At 36.5% G+C, this 1,248-nt stretch carries 1 pseudogene; it reads left to right on the top strand.

What is annotated here, in order from left to right:
• Positions 1 to 1,037 (top strand): annotated as a pseudogene (locus tag ACM0OW_RS25720) (ISAzo13 family transposase); the annotation flags it as partial.
• Between the last annotated feature and the right edge of the window lie 211 nt (positions 1,038 to 1,248).

Genomic DNA, 1,248 nt, shown 5'->3' with positions numbered 1-1,248 from the left:
GGGATTACTTGTGTAGATAATTATTCGGCAAAGGGGCGTTATAAGGCAGAAGAACATTTACCAAGTCTGTTAGAAGATATTAAAAACTTGGTGGATTCCCAGAGTCAAACTGACCCAAGTTTTAAAAGCCAAAGACTGTACACACGACTAACCGCAAGCCAAGTAAGAAAGCTATTAATTGAAAAATTTGCTTATAGTACAATACAGTTACCCTGCGAAGAAACAATTCGCATTAAATTGAATTATTTGGGTGATCGACTTAAACGGGTAGCAAAAGTCCTGACTCAAAAAAAATTCCCGAAACGGATGCAATCTTTGAGCAATTAGCAATAGTTAATCAATCGGCTTTGGATGACAAGAGCATTTTACGTCTAAGTCTTGATGCCAAAGCTCGTGTCAATATTGGCGCTTTTGACCGAGGGGGTAAAAACAGGACTCCAACTGAAACTGAAGACCATGATTATCATCCTCAAACAACTGTGACTCCTTATGGGATATTCCTTCCAGAATTAGATGAGCTATTTTTATATTTTACCGAATCTAAAGTAACTAGTGATTTTATTGTTGATGTATTAGTAGATTTTGGGAAAACACAGAGTAGGCGATTCCCTCTAATTAAAACACTTATTCTTAATCAAGATAATGGTGGAGAGAACAGTTCTCGACGTACCCAGTTCATGAAACGTATAATTGAGTTTGCTCATGAATATCAGTTAAACATACGTTTAGCTTATTATCCACGCTATCATAGTAAGTACAATCCAATTGAAAGAACTTGGGCAGTCCTAGAAAACTATTGGAATGGTAGTATTTTGGATGAAGTAGAAACGGCGTTAAATTTTGCTCAAAATATGACATGGAAAGGTAAGCATCCCCTTGTTAAATTAGTAACTCAAACTTACGAAACCGGAGTTAAGCTTTCTAAAGAAGCTATGTCAGAAATTGAGAAACAAATCGAGCGACTCACCAATTCTAACTCTGAACACTTCCCGAATTTAGGTAAGTGGTTTATTGATATCTGTTGCGCGCCAACTTAATGTTGGTCAAGGAATAGTTAAATTATTACTTTGATAAATTTATTTTCACTGCACCCTACAGCCCTTAGAGTGTAGACATTTTTCCTGCTGATTTCTTCAGAGAAAGTGCTTGCCGTCGGCAAGCACTTTCTCTCCCTCTAGCAATGATTATCATTCTCTAACAAACATTTTCTCTTAAGTTTTTTTGGGTAATTTATTATTTGGAAGTCCC

The organism is Anabaena sp. CCY 0017, from assembly GCF_963920885.1.
Lineage (GTDB): Bacteria > Cyanobacteriota > Cyanobacteriia > Cyanobacteriales > Nostocaceae > Nodularia.
This window is presented reverse-complemented; position numbering and strand designations above follow the sequence as displayed.